Origin of the sequence: Hymenobacter terrestris, from assembly GCF_013377905.1 — a bacterium.
Classification (GTDB): Bacteria; Bacteroidota; Bacteroidia; order Cytophagales; family Hymenobacteraceae; genus Hymenobacter; species Hymenobacter terrestris.
Genome location: NZ_JABKAV010000063.1, coordinates 1 through 19,161, shown reverse-complemented (window position 1 = coordinate 19,161; position 19,161 = coordinate 1). Strand labels below are relative to the sequence as shown.

18 protein-coding genes are annotated in these 19,161 nt (G+C 60.4%); 13 read left to right on the top strand and 5 right to left on the bottom strand.

Annotated features, from left to right (window positions below):
- Nucleotides 1–165: 165 nt before the first annotated feature.
- Nucleotides 166–423: a 30S ribosomal protein S20 gene (gene rpsT / locus HW556_RS15285; RefSeq protein ID WP_176900987.1), complete on the top strand. Its 258-nt coding sequence runs from the start codon at nt 166–168 to the stop codon at nt 421–423.
- Between the two features lie 137 nt (nt 424–560).
- Nucleotides 561–2,072, top strand: a complete 1,512-nt coding sequence (locus HW556_RS15280) for a T9SS type A sorting domain-containing protein (RefSeq protein ID WP_176900986.1) — start codon at nt 561–563, stop codon at nt 2,070–2,072.
- A gap of 142 nt (nt 2,073–2,214) precedes the next feature.
- Here the strand turns inward: HW556_RS15280 and pyk are convergent, their stop codons facing one another.
- Complete coding sequence (gene pyk / locus HW556_RS15275) at nt 2,215–3,654, bottom strand: pyruvate kinase (RefSeq protein WP_176900985.1); 1,440 nt, start codon at nt 3,652–3,654, stop codon at nt 2,215–2,217.
- 60 nt (nt 3,655–3,714) lie between these two features.
- Entirely contained in the window at nt 3,715–4,146 is a 432-nt protein-coding gene (locus HW556_RS15270; RefSeq protein WP_176900984.1) for an IPExxxVDY family protein, read from the bottom strand.
- 163 nt (nt 4,147–4,309) lie between these two features.
- On the opposite strand from HW556_RS15270, the gene HW556_RS15265 reads away from it, so the two are divergent.
- The 9 genes from HW556_RS15265 to lgt all read left to right on the top strand — a co-directional run bounded on the left by HW556_RS15265 (nt 4,310) and on the right by lgt (nt 12,691).
- Nucleotides 4,310–4,546 (top strand): acyl carrier protein, encoded by a 237-nt coding sequence (locus HW556_RS15265; RefSeq protein ID WP_019948606.1) that lies wholly within the window; start codon nt 4,310–4,312, stop codon nt 4,544–4,546.
- A gap of 195 nt (nt 4,547–4,741) precedes the next feature.
- Complete coding sequence (gene fabF / locus HW556_RS15260; RefSeq protein ID WP_176900983.1) at nt 4,742–5,995, top strand: beta-ketoacyl-ACP synthase II; 1,254 nt, start codon at nt 4,742–4,744, stop codon at nt 5,993–5,995.
- 176 nt (nt 5,996–6,171) lie between these two features.
- Nucleotides 6,172–6,921 (top strand): ribonuclease III, encoded by a 750-nt coding sequence (gene rnc, locus HW556_RS15255; protein WP_176900982.1) that lies wholly within the window; start codon nt 6,172–6,174, stop codon nt 6,919–6,921.
- An 80-nt stretch (nt 6,922–7,001) separates the two neighbouring features.
- Nucleotides 7,002–8,975: an NAD(+) synthase gene (gene nadE, locus HW556_RS15250; protein ID WP_176900981.1), complete on the top strand. Its 1,974-nt coding sequence runs from the start codon at nt 7,002–7,004 to the stop codon at nt 8,973–8,975.
- Nucleotides 8,976–9,192: 217 nt separating this feature from the next.
- On the top strand, nt 9,193–9,894 hold the full coding sequence (locus HW556_RS18950) for a DUF433 domain-containing protein (RefSeq protein ID WP_176900980.1): 702 nt from the start codon (nt 9,193–9,195) through the stop codon (nt 9,892–9,894).
- Nucleotides 9,878–10,279, top strand: a complete 402-nt coding sequence (locus HW556_RS15240) for a PIN-like domain-containing protein (RefSeq protein WP_176900979.1) — start codon at nt 9,878–9,880, stop codon at nt 10,277–10,279. The genes HW556_RS18950 and HW556_RS15240 overlap by 17 nt, the downstream gene beginning before the upstream one ends.
- A gap of 376 nt (nt 10,280–10,655) precedes the next feature.
- Nucleotides 10,656–11,288, top strand: a complete 633-nt coding sequence (locus HW556_RS15235; protein ID WP_176900978.1) for an RNA polymerase sigma factor — start codon at nt 10,656–10,658, stop codon at nt 11,286–11,288.
- Nucleotides 11,281–11,580: a hypothetical protein gene (locus HW556_RS15230; RefSeq protein ID WP_176900977.1), complete on the top strand. Its 300-nt coding sequence runs from the start codon at nt 11,281–11,283 to the stop codon at nt 11,578–11,580. Before HW556_RS15235 ends, HW556_RS15230 begins: the two co-directional genes overlap by 8 nt.
- Before the next feature lie 121 nt (nt 11,581–11,701).
- The gene (lgt, locus tag HW556_RS15225; RefSeq protein WP_176900976.1) at nt 11,702–12,691 is read left to right on the top strand and encodes a prolipoprotein diacylglyceryl transferase; all 990 of its coding nucleotides are present in this window, start codon (nt 11,702–11,704) and stop codon (nt 12,689–12,691) included.
- Nucleotides 12,692–12,790: 99 nt separating this feature from the next.
- On the opposite strand, the gene fbaA is transcribed toward lgt, so the two are convergent.
- Nucleotides 12,791–13,876: a class II fructose-bisphosphate aldolase gene (gene fbaA, locus HW556_RS15220; RefSeq protein ID WP_176900975.1), complete on the bottom strand. Its 1,086-nt coding sequence runs from the start codon at nt 13,874–13,876 to the stop codon at nt 12,791–12,793.
- Nucleotides 13,877–14,016: 140 nt separating this feature from the next.
- On the bottom strand, nt 14,017–14,934 hold the full coding sequence (locus tag HW556_RS15215) for an SdiA-regulated/phytase-like domain-containing protein (RefSeq protein ID WP_176900974.1): 918 nt from the start codon (nt 14,932–14,934) through the stop codon (nt 14,017–14,019).
- A gap of 212 nt (nt 14,935–15,146) precedes the next feature.
- Here HW556_RS15215 and HW556_RS15210 point away from each other — a divergent pair, with 212 nt between their 5' ends.
- Nucleotides 15,147–16,250, top strand: coding sequence for an aldose epimerase family protein (locus HW556_RS15210; RefSeq protein ID WP_176900973.1), 1,104 nt, complete (start codon nt 15,147–15,149; stop codon nt 16,248–16,250).
- Between the two features lie 47 nt (nt 16,251–16,297).
- Here the strand turns inward: HW556_RS15210 and yidD are convergent, their stop codons facing one another.
- Nucleotides 16,298–16,519, bottom strand: a complete 222-nt coding sequence (gene yidD, locus HW556_RS15205) for a membrane protein insertion efficiency factor YidD (RefSeq protein ID WP_176900972.1) — start codon at nt 16,517–16,519, stop codon at nt 16,298–16,300.
- A gap of 151 nt (nt 16,520–16,670) precedes the next feature.
- Here yidD and HW556_RS15200 point away from each other — a divergent pair, with 151 nt between their 5' ends.
- Nucleotides 16,671–18,974, top strand: coding sequence for a S46 family peptidase (locus tag HW556_RS15200; protein WP_176900971.1), 2,304 nt, complete (start codon nt 16,671–16,673; stop codon nt 18,972–18,974).
- Nucleotides 18,975–19,161 lie beyond the last annotated feature (187 nt).

The window sequence follows — 19,161 nt, the reverse complement described above, 5'->3', positions numbered from 1 at the left end:
GGCACCACCCCCGCCACTACATCACCCTCCACAACTTAGGATAGATTCTTCGGCAAGCTTAGAATGACGGTCTTTCGCTAATCACTATTGCTAATTCCACGCAAAGCTTTACCTTTGCACTCCGCATTTGAACTGAATTCGAGCAGAAGACCATAATCAACCCTCATGGCAAACCATAAATCCGCCCTTAAGCGCATCCGTTCCAACGAAGCTAAGCGCGTCCTGAACCGTTACCAGGCTAAATCTACCCGCACGGCCATCAAAAAGCTGCGCGCTAACACCGACGCTTCGACTGCTCAAGAGCAGTTCAAGAAAGTTTCGTCGATGCTGGACCGCCTGGCCAAGAAGAACATCATCCACAAGAACAAAGCCGCCAACAACAAGTCGAAGCTGGCCAAGTTCGTAAAGTCGCTGGCTGCTTAAGCACCAACCGGCTTTCTGCTCTTTATAAAGGTGAGGCCCGATGCGTAAGCATCGGGCCTTGCTGCGTTGTATTGGTAGTTGGGCAGTTCTGGGTTTAAATTAGCCAGTCGTTTACCGGCCATTTATTACCGCTGCTCATGCTACACCGTTACCTGCTGCCCTTGGCCTTGCTGCTGACCACAGCCCTATCCGCAACAGCCCAAAACTGGCGGCCCTTCCGGCCCAACGGCGACGTCCACGCCTACACACTAAGCCGCAACGGCGCGGCCACCGACACCGTGCTGACGCTGCGCCTGGATTCGGCCGGAGTGCGCGGGGCCGATTCGGTGTATTTCTTCAACCGCATGATGCGGCCAGTGAAGAGTACGGGCACGGGGGAGCGGTGGCGCAAGTCGCGCAACAACCAGTTTGGGGCCCGGCTACGCTACGAGACGGCCACGAAAGTATATTGGCTGGAGTGGGCCGCCGAAGTCGGCGAGCCGGCCCGCAGCATCCCGCTGCCCGTGTTTCTGCAGAGCGGCACGTTCATGGGCGGCAGCGCCACCGTTGTTGGCCGCGCGGTGCGCCAGCTGGCGGGGCAACCCGACTCGGTGCTGACGTTGCGCGTGGGCGCGGAAACCTACGAGGTGAGCAAAAGCTACGGGCTGATAACTGGCCCGCTGCCCAACGGGGCCGGCCTGACGCTGGCCCGCCCACCCGCGGTGGCCGGCCGCAGCTACTACAACCCGCTGTTGCTACTCGACTTGCAGCCCGGCGACGAGTTGGGCTACTATCGCGAAGAATTGTCTTTCGGTGGTAGCTTGATTTGTGAGTCTACCAGCCTGCTTCAGCGCATAATCAGCCGCCAGCAAACCCCCGACAGCCTCATCTATATCGTGCGTTACCAGTCTCGTACCCAAACTTCGGGGGCTCCTGGGTGCTCGGCAGCGGGTGTTACGTTCCAGCCGCCTACCACAGTCCGGCAGGCCGCTTCGTTGCGCACCGGGCAGTGGCGAACGAGTCTTGGCGGGGCCGTGGAGCCCTCAGGTTATGTGCAACTGCTGGCCTACGAGTGGCCGGCCGCCAGGGCGTCTCCAGTAGGCATCTTCATGGGCCACCCAATCGTACCCAGCCGCAAGAGCGGCGGGACTTGCGGCCCCACGGCCACCCTCCGAACGCAGGAATTATTTCGTATCCGCGGCGGAATGGAAGATATCTACCTGCCCTATTTCAGCTTTGACTGGGCTGGTCGAAATGAGTTGCTAAACGCCGGCCTGGGCGTGGTGCAGCTACAGCAGGGATATGGGCAGAAGTTGCAACTAACCTACTACCGCCGGACGAGCAGCGCCGGCACCACCACCTGCGGCAGCCACGAACCATTCGGCCTACTGCTATCGGCGGCTCCTGGCAGCGTGGCGGCGCCCGGCGTACGGCTCTACCCCAATCCGGCGGCCACTACGGCCACCCTGGAGTTGCCGGCTCCCAGCACTGCCCCTGCTCACCTAACACTGCTCAACGCCACCGGCCAGACACTGCGGACACAGCAGCTGCCGGCTGGTACCACGCGGGCCCCGGTGGCGCTCGATGGGCTGCCCGCGGGCCTGTATCTGGTGCGGTTGGAGCAGCCGGGGAAGCTGCCAGTGGTGCTACGGCTGCAACATGAGCAATAGGTTTGGACTGTTGGCTTACAGCTTGTCACCCTGACGAAAGAAGGACCTTGTCCTACTTGAACGGCCGTAACAACGACTCATTCAAATAGGACAAGGTCCTTCTTTCGTCAGGGTGACAGACCGTCAAGCTAACAGCTCAAAACTACGCCACACTCACTTTAACCATGTTGGTTTTGCCTTTGCCGTTGATGGGCATGGAGGCGGTGTTGATGAACACGTCACCCTTTTGCAGGTGGCCCGAGGCGGTGAGGGCGAACTTGATGTCGGAGATGGTGCTGTCGGTGCTCACCAGCCGGTCGTAGTAGAAGCCGCGCACACCCCAGATGAGACTTAGGGCTGTCAGTAGCGGCCGGTTGTCGGTGAAGATGAAGATGTTGGCCTTCGGGCGGTACTTGGCAATCTGGAAGGCCGTGTAGCCGCGGTGCGTCATGCCGGTGATGGCCTTGGCGTTGGTGTTTTTAGCCAAGTGGCAGGCCGCCGACAACACGCTGTCGACCATGAACGAGGGCGCCTCGGGGTCGATGGGAAACCAGTGGTGGTAAAGGCTAGGCAGCTGGGTTTCCACGCTCCGGATGGTGCCCACCATCGAGCGGATAACCTCGGCTGGGTAAGCGCCCACGGCCGTTTCGGCCGACAGCATCACGGCATCGGCTCCATCAACGACGGCATTAGCTACGTCGCTGGTTTCGGCGCGGGTGGGGCGAGGGGCCGTAATCATGCTCTCCATCATCTGGGTGGCCACAATTACGGGTACGCCCAGCTTATTGCACTTGGCCACGATAAGCTTCTGAGCCATCGGCACTTCCTCCATCGATACTTCCACGCCCAAATCGCCCCGGGCTACCATTACGGCATCGGTAAGGGCAATAATTTCATCGAGGTTGCGCAGGCCCTCGGGCGTTTCGATTTTGGCTATTACCCGGATATTTTTGCCGCTCTCAGCAATCAGGTTCTTGATGAAGCGAATGTCCTCAGCCCGGCGGGCAAACGAGAGGGCAATCCAGTCGACGTCGTTTTCGAGGCCAAAAGCCAAGTCTTCGATATCCTTGGGAGTCATGCTCGGGGCCGACACATCGGAATTGGGCAGGTTGATGCCTTTGCGGGGCTTCACGAGGCCGCCGTAGATAACCTCCACGTCCACTTCCTGCTCGCGGTCTGTGGCCAGCACGCGCAGCTCAATCTTGCCGTCGTCGATGAGAATCATGTCGCCCGGCTTCACGTCGCGGGCCAGGCCCATATAAATCGTGCTCAGGCGGGTGGCCGTGCTGATTTCCTTCTCGCCGCACACCAGCTTGATTTTATCGCCGGCCTTGATTTCAACCTCGCCGCCCTCTACTTCGCCAAGGCGAATTTTGGGGCCCTGCAAGTCCTGGAGCAAACCCACGTTCATGCGCAGATCCTTGTTGAGGCGGCGCACCGTGTGGATGACGGCCTGATGGTCTTCGTGGGAGCCGTGCGAGAAGTTGAGCCGGAACACATCGACGCCCTCGCGCATGAGCGTGGCCAGCTTGTCGTAGGTGTTGGAGGCGGGGCCAACCGTGGCAATTATCTTGGTCTTGTTGAAATGCGGCGTGACTTCCATGAGGTAGCGGAGAAACTGAAAAGCGAAAAGAAAAGAGGCTGCGGCCGATTGGCCACAGTCTCAGAAAAGAAAGTTCTCTTTAAACTTCAGGTCGTTGGGGTCGAACTGGCTCACGAGCTGCACTTCGGGCAGGGCCGTGAGCTGGGTAATGAGTTGGGGGGTGGGGGGCAGGCCCGCGCCGCCGGCATTAATCTGCAGCAGGTAATCGTACTGGCGGATGTCGGGGGCGAGGTAGGGTTTTTTCAGGGCGGAGGCATCGGCGCTGCGGTTGCGAAACAGGCGCAGCGTGTGGTGTTCGGTGGCGTGCAGGTAGTTGCTGATAACGAGGCGGCCTTTCTGGAGCAGGTCCAGAATCAGGTCGGGCTGCTTGATGAGGCGCAAGTGCAGCGTACGGTTGAGCACCCAGGCCAGCGTGTGCTCGCGCGACGACGAAACGAGCCCGAACAGGTCGAAGTCGCAGGCGTAATCCACGTCGAGGGTGAAGGTTTTCATAAGCGGCGGGACGGGGGCGAAAAGGCAAAAGTACGCGGCCTGCCGGGCCCACAAAACTGGCAGGGCCATAATCTTATACCCGCAAGATAAGGGCGCGGAAGTTTGACAATGTTAGCGAAGATGGTGTTATTTGTGCCGAGTTTTCTTTTAACCCCCCACGGAAATGTCTGAAATTGCAGAGAAAGTAAAAGCCATCATCATCGATAAATTGGGTGTTGAGGCGTCGGAAGTAACCCCCGAAGCTTCGTTCACCAACGATTTGGGCGCCGATTCGCTTGATACCGTCGAGTTGATCATGGAGTTCGAAAAAGAATTCAACGTGTCCATCCCCGATGACCAGGCCGAAAACATCGGCACCGTGGGTCAGGCTATCAGCTACCTCGAAGAGCACGCTAAATAGTTGATTTAGTAGTGAGTAGGTGGTAGTGAGTAGTGAGATGACGCTCTGATGAGCTAATTGGGTCAGCAGAACAGCATCTCACTACTCACTACCACCTACTCACTACTAAATCAACACTAAACAAACCGGCCGGCCTGCCGCCGGCCGGTTTGCTTTTTTTTGTCCTTTCCATTTTCTCGCTTCTCGAACTCGCCTATGTCTCTCCGGAGAGTTGTCGTGACCGGCCTGGGTGCCCTTACCCCCGTCGGCAAAACCGCCCCTGCTTACTGGGAAGGCCTGGTGGCCGGCCGTAGTGGCGCCGCCCCCATCACGCGCTTTGATGCCGGTAAGTTCAAAACCCGCTTTGCCTGCGAAGTGAAGGACTACAACCCGGACGATTACTTCGACCGCAAGGAGGGCCGTAAAATGGACATCTTCACCCAGTTTGGCCTGATTGCGGCCAACGAGGCCATCGAAGACGCCCGGCTCAACGAAGAAGGCATCGACAAGGACCGAGTAGGCGTTATCTGGGGCTCGGGCATTGGCGGCCTCACGTCGCTGCAGGCCGAGTGCATTGCCTTCGCCAACGGCGACGGCACGCCCCGCTTCAACCCCTTCTTTATTCCGAAAATGATTGCCGACAGCTCGTCGGGCAACATTTCCATCCGCCACAAATTCCGAGGCCCCAATTTCGTGACTACCTCGGCCTGCGCGTCGTCGTCGGACTCGATTATTTCGGCCTTCAACTACATCCGCCTTAACATGGCCGACGTCATCGTGACGGGCGGTTCGGAGGCGGCCATTACCGAATCGGGCGTGGGTGGCTTCAATGCCCTCAAGGCCATGAGTGAGCGCAACGACGCGCCCGAGCAGGCCTCGCGCCCCTACGACAAGGAGCGCGACGGTTTCGTGCTGGGCGAAGGCGCGGCCTCGCTGGTGCTCGAAGAGTATGAACACGCCAAGGCCCGTGGTGCCAAAATCTACGCTGAGCTGATTGGCGGTGGCATGTCGGCCGATGCCTACCACATTACGGCCCCCGACCCCGAGGGCAACGGCGTGGTGCTGGTGATGCAGAACGCGTTGCGCGATGCCGGTATCAAGCCTGAAGACGTAGACTACATCAACACCCACGGCACCAGCACGCCCCTGGGCGACGGGGCCGAGGTGAAAGCCATCCAAAAGGTGTTCGGTGAGCACGCGTACGGGCTCAACATCAGCTCGACCAAGAGCATGACCGGCCACTTGCTGGGCGCGGCCGGCGCTATCGAAGCCGTGGCCTGTATTATGGCCATGCAGCACGATATGGTGCCGCCCACCATAAACCACTTCACCGACGACCCCGAGCTGGACCCCAAGCTCAACTTCACCTTCAACAAAGCGCAGAAGCGGGAAGTGAACATTGCCATGAGCAACACCTTCGGTTTTGGCGGCCACAATACGTCGGTTATTTTCCGGAAAATCAGCGAGTAGTAATCAGGAAAAAGAACGTGTCATGCTGAGCGAAGGCGCAGCCGTAATCGAAGCGTCTTGCATGCAATGCTAATCCTAGGGAAGGAATTAGCACTGCGGGAGAGATGCTTCGACTGCGCTCCGCTACGCTCAGCATGACACGTTCTTTAATAGCTTCATCACACCAACAGAACAGAATGCCTAAGCCTGGTCAGCCTTTGCCGATATTCGGCTTTTTTCGCCGGCTGATTGGTCGTGACCGGGCCTTTCGGCAGGCTATTACTACGATTACGGGCACTGCGCCGAGCAATGTGCAGCTGTACCGGCTGGCCTTTACGCACTCGTCGTTGGTGCGCCAGCAGGGCGAGCAGGCCCGCCACCAAAGCAACGAGCGGCTGGAGTTTCTGGGCGACGCGGTGCTGGGCACGGCCGTGGCCGAATACCTGTTCCGCAAGTTCCCATACGAGCAGGAAGGCTTCCTGACGGAGATGCGCAGCCGCATCGTCAACCGCGAAAGCCTCAACAGCATCGCCCTTAAAATCGGCCTCGATAAGCTCGTGCAGCTCGATGCCGCCCAGGGCCGTGCTGCCCGCTCGCGCTCAGTGAACGGCAACGCCCTGGAGGCGCTGGTGGGCGCCGTGTACCTCGACCACGGCTACAAAACGGCCCGCAAGTTCGTGCTGGCCCGCCTGCTCAAGCCCTTCGTGGATGTGAAGGCCATGACCGAAACGACCACCAACTTCAAGAGCAAATTGATTGAATGGGCCCAGCGCAACGGCAAAAACATGCGCTACGAGCTGACCGGCGAGGCTCGTCCGGGGGGAGTGATGGAGTTTTCGGCTGTGGTAGTGGTAGATGATGAGCCGATTGCTACCGGCATGGGCCTCTCGAAGAAGCAGGCCGAGCAGCTGGCCGCCGAGCGGGCCCTAACGGTGCTGGGGATGTAGGAACGGCGAAAAGCCGTTTCGGGTAACCCAAGCCGGGAAAAAGGAGTTGCTTTGCACAACCAACCCTTAGCCCCGAACCCATGCGAATAGCCGGCGCCGCCCTCAACCAGATTCCCTTCGACTGGACCCATAACCTGCGCACGATTCAGACGGCTATTGAGCAGGCAAAAACTGCCAACGTCGAGCTGTTGTGCCTGCCGGAACTGTGCCTGACCGGGTACGGCTGCGAGGATTTGTTTCTGAGCGACTGGCTGCCTGAGGCGGCGCTGCAGCACCTGCAAACCATCCGGCCCTGGACAATGGGCATCTGCGTGGTGGTGGGGCTGCCGGTGCGCCTGCAGGGCCGCACCTATAACACGGCCGCCGTGCTGCGCGACGGGGAAATCCTGGGATTCGCGGGTAAGCAGTTTCTGGCTAATGATGGGGTACACTACGAGCCCCGGTTCTTCCACCCTTGGCCGGCCGGCGAAACCACGACCGTGCAGTGGGAAGGGCAGGAGTGGCCGCTGGGCGACCTCACGTTTGAGCACCAGGGCGTGCGGTTCGGGTTTGAAATCTGCGAGGATGCGTGGCGGCCCGATGACGTGCGGCCCGCCTGCCGCCTCCAGGGCAAGGTCGACCTTATTGTGAACCCCTCGGCCTCGCACTTCGCCATGAGCAAGACGGATCTGCGCTACCAACTGGTGCTGCAGGCCTCGCGCAAGTTCAAGTGCACCTACCTCTACGCCAACCTGCTGGGCAACGAGGCCGGCCGCATGATTTATGACGGCGAGATTCTGGTAGCCCGCAACGGCCACCTACTCCACCGCAACCAGCTGCTGAGCTTCCAGGAAGTGGACCTGGAGTGTGTAGACGTAGATTTTGCTACCGAGCTGCCGCCGGCCGAACAGATTGCGGCCCTGCCCGTGCCCGACGAGTTTCTGGAGCTGAACCAGGCGCTGAGTCTGGCGCTGTTCGACTACCTGCGCAAGGCCCGGAGCAAAGGATTCGTGCTGAGCTTGAGCGGCGGGGCCGACTCCAGCATGTGCGCCGTGGCGGTGGCCGAGATGGTGCGCCTGGGTACGGCCGAGCTGGGCACGACCGAGTTCATGCGCCGCGCCGGCTGCTTTACGGCTGCTGATATAGCGGAAATAGCCGGCGCAAAGCAGGCCGAGTCGGCTGGCCAAGAGCTGATACCGGCCGACGGTTCGCCAGCTGCCGCACCGGCCGGCAACCTGCCCATGGCCAGCACCGAGCCCGTTTCGGAAAACCAACGGGAGCTGAACCGCCGCCTGACTAATCGGTTGCTCACCTGCGCATACCAAGGCACCGTGAATTCCTCCGACGACACGTTTAACTCGGCACAGGAACTGGCTGAGGACATTGGAGCGGTGTTTTACCACTGGGAAATTGACGAGGAAGTGAGCGGCTACGTGGGCAAGATTGAGCACGCCCTGGGCCGGAAACTAACCTGGCAGACCGACGACCTGGCGCTACAGAACATTCAGGCCCGGGTGCGCGCCCCCGCCATCTGGATGGTAGCCAATATTCAGAACTGCCTGCTGATGACAACCTCCAACCGCTCGGAGGCCAGCGTGGGCTACTGCACCATGGACGGCGACACGGCCGGCTCCATCTCGCCCATTGCCGGCGTCGATAAGTTCTTTGTGAAGCAGTGGCTGCGCTGGGCCGAAACTGAGCTGGGCTACCCCGGCCTGCGGCGCGTAAACGGCCTGCAGCCCACCGCCGAGCTGCGCCCGCTGGCCGACAACCAGACCGATGAGCGCGACCTGATGCCCTACCCGCTGCTCAACCGCATCGAACGGCTGGCTTTCTTCGACCGGCTGGCCCCGGCCCGAGTGCTGGCTACGCTTATTAACGAAGACCCCGCCGCCGACCCCGAGCAGCTCAAAACCTACGTCAAGCGCTTCTTCAGCCTCTGGAGCCGCAACCAGTGGAAGCGCGAGCGGTACGCCCCCGCCTTCCACCTCGACGACTACAACGTGGACCCGCGCTCCTGGCTACGCTTCCCGATTTTGAGCGGCGGCTACACCCAGGAGCTGGCGGCGCTGTAGGCGGATGGCTTTGGGTTAGGCCACAGACCGTCATGTTGAGCGCAGCCGAAGCATCTCTACCGCAATGGTAACTCTGACGACAGGATTAGCATTGCAGTAGAGATGCTTCGGCTGCGCTCAGCATGACGGCCTTGTTTTGGTTTTGCTCCGCCTGGCATTCTGCAAAAGGACCCCCGGCTAAAAACCGGTACTTTCGTGGTTCCATTCCGCGTAAACCGTGTCGCCAACAACTTTCGAGCAGCTTTATCAGCAACGCGAAGCCTACCGGCTGCCGCTGTACTCGGCGCGGCAGGTCGCTAAGCTTACGGGCCTGGTGGCCTCCACGGTGCAGGCCTGGACCCGCGGCACCGATCTGCACGGCGCGCTGGTACAGCCCGTCAGCCCCGACGGCCTCTCATTCCTGAATCTGGTAGAAGTGCACGTGCTGGCCGCTATCCGGCACCAGCATGGTATTTCGCTGCAGCGGGTGCGCCATGCGGTGCAGTTTGTGCGCGAGGAGTTGCAGGCCGAGCATCCTTTGGCCCAGCACCAACTCGAAACCGACGGCGTGGATTTGTTCGTGCGCACGCTGGAAGATGATAACCTGCTCATCAATGCCTCGCGGCGGGGGCAGATAACCATTCGGGAGCTGGTGGAAGCTTATCTGCGCCGCATCGAGCGGGCCGCCGACGGGTTTCCGCTGCGGCTGTTTCCGGTGTATGCCAGCGTCCCCGGCTTCGTGCCCGACGGCGCGCCGGCCCACATTGTCGTCGACCCGCGGGTGGCCTTTGGCCGGCCGGTGCTCACGGCTACCTACGTGCCCGTCGATGTGGTGGTGGACCAGTACCGCGCCGGCGACGCGGTGCTCGACATTGCCCGTAATTTCAACCTCCCGGCCGCGGCCGTAGAAGAAGCCCTCCGGTATGAGCTCGGCGCCTGAACCCGTTTTCTTCCTCGACCGCACCCTCGACACGGCCTTGGTGCGCACCGCTTTGCGAAGCCAGCCCGGCCCGGTGCTGCGCCACGCCGAGCTGTTTGAGTCCGCCACACCTGATGCCGAGTGGCTGCCCGCCGTTACAGCCCGGAGCGGCTTCGTGCTTACCCAAGAGCGCCGGCTGCACTACAACCCGCTCGAACTGCAGGCGCTGCAGGCCAGTGGAGCCGGTACCTTTATCTTCGTGGCGAAGGGCCTTACCGGGGCCGGGCTGGCCGAGTGCGTGCTACGCGCGTTGCCCCGGCTGCGTCGCTTTGTGCAACGGCACCCGCGGCCCTTCGTGGCCAAGGTGTACGTTGATGGCAGCGTGCAGCTGGTGCGGGCAACCTGACCCGCCTCCGGGTAACTCAAAACCTGCGTTAAGGGCTTTCTCTGCCTCTGGAGCCGCAACCAGTGGAAACGTGAGCGGGTTTGCCCTGGTCTTCTACCCCGACAACGACATGCCCCGTGCTCCTGGCTTCGCTTGTCAATTTTGAGCCGCGGATATACCCGGGAGCTGGGGGTATTTGGTCAACAGTAGTCTTGTTCAATAGGGAAGACGCACTCAACTGTTTTTACAATATTGGTCTGTCTGTCAGGTTGCTGAATTTTAAATCAGGCGCCGCCGCAAGTTTGCTGTGATGAGCGGACCTAAGCTTATGTAACCCGGATACCAGCGGCAATGACCGGCCTTGGTCGCGTGCTGTTTCTCCCTTCTGCTTTCCCGAGTGTATACTCTTCCGCTGCCTGCGCTTCCACAGTCGTCGCCCGTTACGCGGCCTGCTACTGCTTCTGCCGAAGCCGAGCTGGTCGCGCAGTTGCAGCGGGGCAGTGAGGTGGCATTTCGCACCTTGGTAGAACGGTATCAGGACCGCATCTACCGCACCGTGCTGGCGCTACTTCAGTCGCCGGAAGAGGCGGAGGACGTGGCGCAGGAAGTGTTTATGGAGGTTTACCAAACAATTGGCCGGTTTCGGGGCGAAGCGTCGCTGACCACCTGGCTTTACCGGCTGGCTACCTCGCGGGCCCTGAAAAATCAGCGGCAGGCCCGCGCCAAAAAGCGCTTCGTTTACTTGACAAGTCTGCTGGGCTTCGATAACCGGATACTCTACGAGCCGCCCGACAACGAGCACCCGCAGGCCCAGCTGGAAGGGCAGCAGCAGGTCGAGATTCTTCGCGCACACATTGCCCGCTTGCCCGGCCAACAGCAGGTCGCGTTTACGCTGCGCCACGAGCAGGAACTGAGCTATGAGGAAATAGCTGCCGTGCTCAAGACCACCGTGCCAGCGGTAGAATCGTTGTTGTTTCGCGCCCGAAAAACGCTGCGCTATCACTTTCAACCCTCCACACGCCATGTCTGATTCTGCCCCTCGACCCAATGCCGATGAAGAATGGGAAAACCTGCTGCGCCAGTGGCGGACGCAACCCGGCGCGCAGCCCCGGCCCTACTTTTACAGCCGGGTACAGGCCCGACTCATCCGGGAGACGGCGGCCGTGCATGCGCCAGCGCGCACTTGGTTGCACTGGCCTGCCTATGCAGTTATGTTGGGCCTGTTGCTGCTGCTGAGCGGCGACGATGCGGCCCTGCATTCGATGAGCAGTGCCAACCACGACAGCAGCAACTGGCCTGAGCTGCCCTTTGAAAGCAAGTGATACCAGCTAACCGAGTGCCGAATATATCCGGTACTTACCCAGAAGAATAGGTTTGCGGAGCCGTAAGCCCATTGTCTAACTACCTTTGACTTCCTCTCATCCCCTCGTAACCATCTTACCTATGCTGAGTGCCATTCTCTGGAATCCTGACCCCATTATCGCCCATATTGGGCCGCTGACGCTGCGTTGGTACGGGCTGCTGTTTATGTCGGGCTTCGTGGTGGGCACGTTCATCCTGAGCCATATCTACCGTTCCGAGAAAGTGTCGCCGCGCTGGGTGGATGTGATTACGATTTACGTGCTGATTGGTACGGTGCTGGGTGCCCGGCTGGGCCACGTGTTCTTCTACGACTGGCCTCAGTACAAAGATAATATACTGAGCATCTTCAAGATATGGGAAGGTGGGCTGGCCTCGCACGGCGCGACCATCGGCATCATCTTCGCAGTGTGGCTGTTTGGCCGCAAAAATAAGTTTGATGTGCTCTGGACCCTCGACCGGATTGTGCTGGTAGTGGCTGTGGGCGGCGCGCTCATCCGTTTGGGCAACCTGATGAACTCCGAAATCGTGGGCCACCCCACCACCGCGCCCTGGGCCTTCGTGTTCCCGCGCGATTACGAGCACCTGCAGAAGCCGACCGCCGACCAGCCCGTCCCGGCCGATTCCTACGTGGTGGAGCGCTTCCGCCAGCCCAACGACGACGTGAAGGTAACCGCCCGGCTAGCCGGACCCACCGTGGCCGCCGGTTCGTTAGTAGCCGTGCCGCGCCACCCCACCCAGATTTACGAGTCGCTGTTCTGCGTATTCCTGTTCGTGCTACTGTACGGCATGTGGAACCGCACCAAGGAGCGTACGCCCCGCGGGCAGCTGTTTGGCCTGTTTGTGGTGCTGCTGTTCTCGTTCCGCTTTTTTATCGAGTTCTTCAAGGAAGATCAGGTGGCCTTCGAGCAGGGCATGCAGTTCAATATGGGCCAGCTGCTGAGTATCCCGCTCGTCTTCATGGGCCTGTATTTCCTCTGGCGCGCCGGCAAGAACCCCGAAAACCCCTACGGCTATGCCCCCCGCGACTTGGCCGAGTATGAAGCCGAGGAAGCGGCTGCGGCTAAGAAGTAGCTGTACCTTAAGCCGGATAAACCGCTGAAAAAACGAAAAAGGCCCCGCACTCAACTGAGTGCGGGGCCTTTTTCGTTTTTCAGCTAACAGCTCAGAAAGCTAGTTCCGGTTGGCGGCGTTGAGGTCGTCGAAGGCTACCTTGAGGCGGGTAACGAAGCTTTCCTCGCCCTTGCGCAGCCATACGCGCGGGTCGTAGTATTTCTTGTTGGGCGAATCGTCGCCGTTGGGGTTGCCGATCTGACCCTGCAGGAAGGCTTCGTTTTTCTGGTAGTACTGGCGGATGCCATCCCAGAAAGCCCATTGCATGTCGGTGTCGATGTTCATCTTGATGGCGCCGTAGCTAATAGCCTCGCGGATTTCCTCCTGCGAAGAGCCCGAACCGCCGTGGAACACGAAGTTGATGGGCAGCTTGGCATCGAGCTTGAACTTCTCGCGCACGAACTCCTGCGAGTTGTGCAGGATTTTCGGCTCTAGCTTCACGTTGCCGGGCTTGTACACGCCGTGCACGTTGCCGAAAGCGGCCGCAATAGTAAAGCGGCTGCTGATTTTGCTGAGCTCCTCGTAGGCATAGGCCACTTCCGAAGGCTGGGTGTAGAGCTTGCTCGAATCGACGTCGGAGTTGTCCACGCCGTCTTCCTCGCCGCCGGTTACGCCCAGCTCAATTTCGAGCGTCATCCCGATTTTGGCCATGCGCTCCAGGTACTGCTTGCAAATCTCCACGTTCTCCTCGATGGGCTCCTCCGAGAGGTCGAGCATGTGCGAGGAGTACAGCGGCTGCCCGTGCTGGGCGTAATGCTTTTCGCCGGCTTCGAGCAGCCCATCAATCCAGGGGAGCAGCTTTTTAGCGGCGTGGTCGGTGTGCAGCACTACGGGCACGCCGTAGGCCTCGGCCAGCAGATGAATGTGCAAAGCCCCCGAAATAGCACCGGCAATGCTGGCCTGTTGCTTATCGTTGGGGAGGCCCTTGCCGGCGTAGAACTGCGCGCCGCCGTTCGAGAACTGGATGATAACGGGCGAATTCAGGTCGCGGGCGGTTTCGAGCACGGCGTTTACCGTGTCGGTGCCGGTTACGTTCACGGCGGGCAGGGCGTAGCCGTTGGCCTTGGCGTGTTCGAAAAGCTGCTGTACTTCGTCGCCGTACAGCACGCCGGCCCGCAGGCCGGAAGGGGTGGAGTTGTCAGCCATCTGCTGGGAAATAAGGTAGTGACGCGAGCGGGAAAACCGCGTCGGATGGGGGGATATCTAGGTCAAATTTACTGAAAAGAATACGCCCTGGCCAATGAAGCAGCCCAACAGGTGCCGGGCCGGGCCATTCTGGCCCGGCGTTACTCGAACTGGTAGGTATAGAGGCGCCCTTGCTCGGTGCTGAGGTAGAGCATCTGGTTGGTAGTGAAAACGGCTCCTTCAGTCTGGCCCACGCCCTTAAGCGAAACCTGCTTGGGTTTGGCCTTCAGTATAGCTGCCAGGTTGTCGCCTTCGAGCACAAACATCTCCTCGCGGGCCAGCAGTACCAGCCGGCGGCCGTCGGGACTCAGGGCCGCATCGGTTACCTCGCCCGGAATGGCCAGCTTGGTGAGCAGCTTGGCCGTGTAGTTGCCGGGCTGGGCGGGTACCGTGTACACCTTGCTGGTGGTGCCGAGGCCGCGGTCTTTGGTGAACAGATACACCTGGTTGTTGTGCCAGAGCGTGGCTTCGCAGTCGAAGTTGCGGTCCTTTTTCTTGGGCGGAAACTCGGTCTGGTCGGGGTACTTGAGGCGGATTTCCTGGACGATTTTGGGGTTGAGCGGGTTGATGCGCAGGATGGCCAGATCCTGGCGGTTGTTGTTGTTGTTGCCTACGTCGCCGATGTACACGTTACCCGAGTTGTCGCGGGTTACGCTTTCCCAGTCGCCGCTTTTTACTGGCACCTCAATGCGGGAAAGTACGTTGCCCTGGGCATCGATTTTAAATAATATCGGTGGGTTGCCCTCGTCGCCGTGGGTGTAAAAAGTGCCATTTTCGCCCGTCAGGGCCAGGCCCGAACTTTCGGGTACTTCCCTTGTTTCGCCCACCTGCGTGAGGTTGGCAATAGCCATGTCCTCATCCTTGTTCTTTTTGCCTTTCTTACCCTTTTTGCCATCCTGTTCCGACTGGCCAGTAGTGTCGGAACCCACTGAGGAACCTTCGGCTTGGTTGCTTTGGGCTTCGGAACAGCTGCTGAACAGGGTTGCAGCCAGAGCGGGGATAAAAAGGAGTGCGCGCATATAGAGCATATTAAGGAAGGAAAAGGGAGCAGTACGCTGCCCGCGGGCAACATCGAACCACGCTATACGAGTCTGCCGCCGCAAGGGTATCTTCTCGGGAGGTGGGTGTTGGGGTGCGAAACGCCTGGCTGCCTGTTGCGTTGTAGCACTATCGGCCGGCACGGCCGTTTCCCTTTTGTTTACGCCGGCCAGGGCCGGCTGTTTTTTCGCCGATGGCTTCTTCTTTGACTCCTGCCCACCAACCCGCCGCTCCTAAATTCATTCAGTTTGGTGAAGCTCCCGATGGGACGGCCGTGCAACTCTTCACGCTGCAGAATGCCCACGGCATGCGCGCCACCATCACCAACTACGGCGGCATCATCACAAGTCTGCTGGTGCCCGACCGGGCCGGCCAACTGGGCGACGTGGTGCTGGGCTTCGACACGCTGGCCGAGTATGTGCGCGAGTCGCCCTACTTCGGGGCCCTGATTGGCCGCTACGGCAACCGCATTGCCCGGGGCCGCTTTTCGCTCGATGAGAAAGAGTACCAGCTGGCCACCAACAACGGCCCTAACCACCTGCACGGCGGCCAGCGCGGCTTCGATAAGGTAGTGTGGCATGCCACGCCCGGCGCCACAGCGGCCGGCCAGACCCTCACGTTGCAGTACACCAGCCCGGACGGTGAGGAAGGCTACCCCGGAACCCTGGCCGTGACGGTCGTGTACACCCTCACCCACAACAATACGCTGCGCATCGACTACACTGCCACTACCGACCAGGCCACGCCGGTCAACCTCACCAACCACAGCTACTTCAACCTGAGCGCGGGCCTTACCGCCGATGTGTTGGGTCACGAGCTGACGCTGAACGCCGATAACTACACGGTAGTCGATGACGAGCTGATTCCGACCGGGGAGCTGCGGCCGGTAGCGGGCACGGCTATGGATTTCCGGCAGCCCCACACCATAGGGGCCCGCATTGCCCAAGTGCCCGGCCCGCCGCCCGGCGGCTACGACCACAATTGGGTGCTTAACGGCCAGGGAATGCGCCCGGTGGCCCGCGTGTACGAACCGGTTTCGGGCCGCACGCTGGAGGTACACACCGACCAGCCCGGTCTGCAGTTTTACTCCGGCAACCAGCTCAACGGCAGCCTGACGGGCAAAAACGGCCAGTGGTACGGCCAATACGCCGGCTTCTGCCTCGAAACCCAGCACTTCCCCGACTCGCCCAATCACCCTAACTTCCCGAGCACCGTTCTGCGCCCCGGCGAGACGCTGCGCACCAGCACGGCCTATTTGTTTGGAGCTGCAAGCGACAAGCCTGAGGCCACAAGCTGATGGGCGGTCAGCTTGTGGCTTGAGGCTTGTCGCTTGCAGCGCTAAAACTAAGGTACCGGGTCATGGCCGAAGCTGCCCCAGGGGTGGCAACGGCCGATACGGCGCAACGCCAGCCGGCCGCCGCGCCAGGGGCCGTGCTTTTCGATGGCCTCCACGGCGTAGGCCGAGCAGGTGGGCACGAACCGGCAGCTGGGCGGTTTGAGCGGCGAAATCAGGTGGCGGTACACCCACAGCAAGCCCAGCAGCAGCTGGCGGAACAGGTAGGTCATGGTTGGGTACAAGGTACGGGCTGGCGTTGTTTTCTCGCAAGGTTTCGCAGAGGTTGAAAGGAGGACCACCCTTTAACCTCTGCGAGAAAACAACCTCAAAAGGATATGCTGTAACTTCGTCCAAACGTATTTCCCACCCTTACCAAACTATATGCGCACCAATCACTGGGCGAAAGCCCTGCTGCTGACGCTGCTGCTACCCTTCACGGCCAGCGCCGATGAGGGCATGTGGCTCCCCATGTTCATCAAGCGCCTCAACCAGGCCGACATGCAGAAGAAGGGCCTCAAGCTGACGGCCGAAGAAATTTACGACGTCAACAACGCCTCGCTGAAGGATGCCGTGGTGCAGCTCGGCGGCTTCTGCACCGGCGAGTTCGTAAGCTCGCAGGGGCTGCTGCTCACCAACCACCACTGCGGCTACGACGCCATCCAGAGCAACAGCACGCCCCAGGACAACATCCTGCAAAACGGCTTCTACGCCGCCACCAAGGCCGACGAGAAGAAGAATCCCGGCCTGTTCGTGGATATTCTGGTGCGCATGGAGGACGTAACGGGCAAGATGCTCGAAGGCATTACGGCCGCCACGCCCGAAGCCGAGCGCATGGCTACCATCCAGAAGCGCCAGCGCGAAACCGCCGAGGCTGCCAAGGAAAACGGCCAGTACGTGGCCTACGTGCGCGACATGTTCGGCGGCAACGAGTACTACCTGTTCATCTACCAGCGCTTCGGCGACGTGCGCCTGGTAGGCGCGCCGCCTGAGGCCGTGGGCAAGTTTGGTGGCGACACCGACAACTGGATGTGGCCCCGCCACACCGGCGACTTCTCGATGTTCCGCGTGTACGCCGACAAAAACAACAAGCCCACCGCCGGCACTCAGGAAGGCAACGTGCCTTACGTGCCCAAAAAGCACCTGCCCGTGGCCATGCAAGGCATTCAGGAGGGCGACTTCGCGATGGTGTTCGGCTTCCCCGGCCGCACCCAGCGCTTCTTGCCCGCCGCCGGCCTGCAGCTCACGCTCGACGAGAGCAACCCCGCCCGCATCAAGCTCCGCGACACGCGCCTCAAAATCTGGAAGGCCGACATGGACAAGAATCCCGACCTGCGCCTGCAGTACGCCAGCAAGTACGCCAACATTGCCAACTACTGGAAGTATTTCATTGGCCAGAACGAAGGGATGAACCGTTTGAAGACGGTTGACACCAAGAAGGCCGAGGAAGTGGCCCTGGCCCAGTGGATTGCCCAGGACCCCGCCCGCCAGCAGTACGCTGAGGCGCTGCCCGCCATTGAGGAAGCCTACAAAACTGTGCGCCAGTACAACCTGAGCAGCCAGTACGTGAACGAGGGTGCCTTCGGTACCGAAATCGTGACGCTGGCCGCCCGCATGATGCCGCTGGCCGGCGCCCTGAAAAGCGGCGACAAAGGTGCCATCAGCAAGGCCACCGAGGCTCTGCGCGAGCCTGTAAAAGACTACTTCAAAGACTACAGCGCCCCCACCGACCAGAAGGTATTTGCGGCCCTGATGAACCTGTACATGCAGGACGTGCCCGCTGCCCAGCAGCCCGACGTGTTTGCCACGGTGAAAAAGCAGTACGGCGGCTCGATGAGCAAGTGCGCCGACTACGTGTTCAGCAACTCCTTCCTGACCTCGGAAGCCAAGGTGAATGCCTTTTTGGCCAACCCTTCGCTGGCCAAGCTCGAAGCCGACCCGGCTTACAAAACCTACCAGTCGGTGTACTCGAACTACGTGCAGAACATTGCCCCTAAAGTGCAGGCTGCCCAGGCCGGCCTGGCCCGGGCCAACCGCTTGTACGTAGCCGCTTTGCGCGAAAAGAACAGCCAGAAGGTATACTCGCCCGACGCTAACTCGACCATCCGGTTGAGCTACGGCACCGTGCGCTCCTACAATGGCCGCGACGCCGTGAACTACAACTACAAAACCACTGCCCAAGGCATTCTGGAGAAAGAAGATCCCACCAACCCCGAGTTTGTGGTGCCCGCCAAAGAGCTGGCCCTGATTAAAGCCAAGGACTTCGGCCGCTACGCCGACAAAGACGGCAACCTGCCCGTGGGCTTCATCACCGACAACGACATCACCGGTGGCAACTCCGGCTCGCCCGTCATCAACGGCCGCGGCGAACTAATTGGCCTGGCCTTCGATGGCAACTGGGAAGCCATGACCGGCGACCTGGCCTACGACCCCGAGCTCAAGCGCTGCATCAACGTAGATATCCGCTACGTGCTGTGGTGTGTGGAGAAGCTGGGTGGTGCCAAGCACCTCGTAGATGAAATGACGCTGCAAAACAACGGCCCCAACCCCGGTGTGGGCGCCGCTTCGGCCAACAGCGACACCATGAACGCTGATATGAGCGACGTGGAAAAGATGAAGGTTAAAACCGAGAAAGGCGGTAAAACCAAAATCAAGCGCAAAAAGAGCAAGGACTCCGCCGCTCTGTAAGGCTCAGCCCGCTGTAGGGGCGGGGGTTGGCTCCCCCCCCCCCCTCCACGTTATCTTTTGGATTGGGTGGGGAGGGGGCGGGGGGGAGACCCCTGCTTTCTCTCGTTCTTTTGATCCCCCCTCCCCCCTCTCCCCGGGGGGGGGTTGTTTCGTTTTTTTTTTTGTTTTCCCATTCTGTTGATCCGCC